This window comes from Haloferax profundi (assembly GCF_001469865.1).
In the GTDB taxonomy this organism is placed as follows: Archaea; Halobacteriota; Halobacteria; order Halobacteriales; family Haloferacaceae; genus Haloferax; species Haloferax profundi.
This window is the reverse complement of the sequence record NZ_LOPV01000182.1, coordinates 1-2,396: the sequence shown is the minus strand read 5'-3', so window position 1 is coordinate 2,396 and position 2,396 is coordinate 1. Positions and strand designations below refer to the sequence as shown.

Annotated in this window: 4 protein-coding genes; 2 read left to right on the top strand and 2 right to left on the bottom strand. The window is 62.5% G+C overall.

Going from position 1 to position 2,396, the window contains the following annotated elements; all coding sequences use genetic code 11:
- Together AUR66_RS09900 and AUR66_RS09895 are read right to left on the bottom strand one after the other, a co-directional pair.
- A partial coding sequence (locus AUR66_RS09900; RefSeq protein ID WP_058572275.1) for a hypothetical protein occupies nt 1-314 on the bottom strand: 314 nt, incomplete at its 3' end.
- A gap of 23 nt (nt 315-337) precedes the next feature.
- A complete protein-coding gene (locus tag AUR66_RS09895; RefSeq protein WP_058572274.1) occupies nt 338-676 on the bottom strand; it encodes a hypothetical protein in 339 nt (112 codons plus the stop codon).
- Between the two features lie 204 nt (nt 677-880).
- On the opposite strand from AUR66_RS09895, the gene AUR66_RS09890 reads away from it, so the two are divergent.
- Both AUR66_RS09890 and AUR66_RS09885 read left to right on the top strand, forming a co-directional pair.
- Complete coding sequence (locus tag AUR66_RS09890; RefSeq protein ID WP_058572273.1) at nt 881-2,071, top strand: redox-regulated ATPase YchF; 1,191 nt, start codon at nt 881-883, stop codon at nt 2,069-2,071.
- Between the two features lie 54 nt (nt 2,072-2,125).
- The coding region (locus AUR66_RS09885; RefSeq protein WP_058572272.1) for a hypothetical protein at nt 2,126-2,396 on the top strand (271 nt) is incomplete at its 3' end.

The following is a 2,396-nucleotide window of genomic DNA, read 5'->3' as shown; positions in this document are numbered from 1 at the left end:
GCCACGAGTTCGTCGTCGACGCGGGCGGAGGTACCGCTCGGATACCACGCCGAGTCGTCGGTGACCTGCACTGCCGAGCGAAGCGAGTCGCGGAGGCGACGGTGTGCAAAGAGTGTCGAGACGAACGCGAGTGACGCCGCGAGTGTGACGCCGCCGCTGTCGAACGTCGTCGCCGTCAACTCCCGGCGTGCCGTTTCGAGCGCGCCAGCGAGTGCGAGCGACTGCCGTGCCTCCGCCTCGTCCGAGAGCGCACGCGAGAGCGCGGCGTCTTGCATCTCTCGAATCGCCGTCTCGGTCGTCGGTTCGGAATCCATGGCGAGAAAGAGGGGAAAGTGAGTTACGCCTCGTCGAACGACGGGGGTCGGAGCGTGTGGTCTACGAGCGTCTCGTCGGGTCGGAGCGTGACCGTTCCGAGGAATACTGTCTCGCCCTCGGGCGCCTCGGTGGCGATGGTCCGGAGAACACGCTCTTGGTCGAGCGTCTCCCACGTGATGCGTTCGACGAGTCGCTGGAACGCCTCGGGGTCGGTCCACCCCGAGTCGATGTCGGACGGAACGTTGACGACGAACCGCAGTTCCGTCTCCGTGACCTGGATACCGACGCGGAACGTGTCAGCATCTGTCTCCTCGTCGACCGTCGCCGTGTCGTCCGTCGTCGTCTCGTCCGAGTCGGTCATCAGCGGGTGTGAGTGACGTGGAGACAAAGATGCACCGGACACTCTCTAATCGCGTCGCTGTAGAGGGGCGACTTCAGGTGTCTCCCCCTCGGGGTGTCGCCGCCGAAATCCCTCCGGAGGGCCTCGGTAGCGTGTGAATTCCACGCACACGGCGGACGAACGTCGAACCGTTATTAGCGTTGGACCCGGCAGTCCGACCAACGAATGAGTTACAAGATCGGTCTCGTCGGAAAACCCTCCGTCGGGAAATCCAGTTTCTTCAATGCGGCGACGATGAACGACGTCCCGGAGGGGGCGTACCCGTTTACGACTATCGACCCCTCCATCGGCGAAGCGTACGTCCGCGTCGAGTGTGCGGCCCCCGAGTTCGACGAATCGTGTACGCCCTCGGTCGGGTACTGTGACGACGGAATGCGGTTCGTCCCGGTCAAACTCGTCGACGTTGCCGGTCTCATCCCCGGTGCTCACGAGGGGAAGGGCCTCGGCAACCAGTTCCTGACCGACCTCAACGAGGCGGACGTGCTCGTTCACGTCGTCGACTTCTCCGGCGAGACGGACATCGAAGGCGAAGCGACCGAAGGCCACGACCCCCGCGAGGACATCGACTTCCTCGAGAACGAACTCGACATGTGGTATCTCGGCATCCTCGAGAAGGGTATCGACCGCTATCGGTCGGGGTACCACGGCGAGGAGAAAGACATCGAAGTCGACCTCGCAGAGCAGATGTCGGCGTTCAAGACGAACAAAGACGAGATCAAGCAGGTCATCTTGTCTCTGGACATCGGCCTCGACCCAGACGAGTGGGACGACGACGACAAAGAAGCACTCGCCCGCGAGATTCGCAAGCGAACCAAGCCGATAATCATCGCGGCGAACAAGATGGACAAACCAGTCTCACAGGAAAACTACGAGGAGATCACCTCGGACCCCGACTACGACCACCTCACGTTCACGCCGACGAGTGCCCACGCGGAGAAGGCGCTGAAGAACGCCGACGAAGGCGGCGTCGTCGACTACCAACCCGGTGCGGACGACTTCGACATCGTCGGCGACGTGAGCGGAGAACAGGAGGCCGGCCTCGAACAGATTCGTGAGTTCATCGGCGAGTACGGCGGCACGGGCGTCCAGCAGTCCCTGGAGATGGCGCTCTTCGACGTGATGGGCGCAATCGCAATCTTCCCCGGCAGCGCCAACGGGAAGTCCGACTCACAGGGCGTCTTCCGCGACTGTTTCATCCTCCCCGAGGGGTCGACGACCGAAGACTTCGCGTACCACCTCCACTCCGACATCGGCGATGGCCTCCTCCACGGTATCGACTGTCACTCGAAGCGCCAAATCGGCTCGGACCACGAACTCGAACACCGCGACGTGGTCGAGATAATCTCGACGAACTGACCTTCATCGACCGCAACCGTAACACCGTTATATACCCGGCGGTAGGGACCGTGTATGGGTGAGGCCGAAACGTCTGCGGAGACACTCGACGTCGAGATCGGGGGACTCGGCGGCGAAGTGACGCTCGCAGACCTCTTCCCGCCGACGTGGGTCGAATCATACAGCGATGCGACATCTATCGGTGACTTCGTCGATAACAGCGGATTCGACGTCTCCGACCAGGAGTCGTTCGAGTCCATTCCGACCCACAAGTGGGACCGATACGTCGATGCACACTCCGAGTTCGACGACTGGCAGTCGATGCTGTCGGCCGCCGTCGAACGCT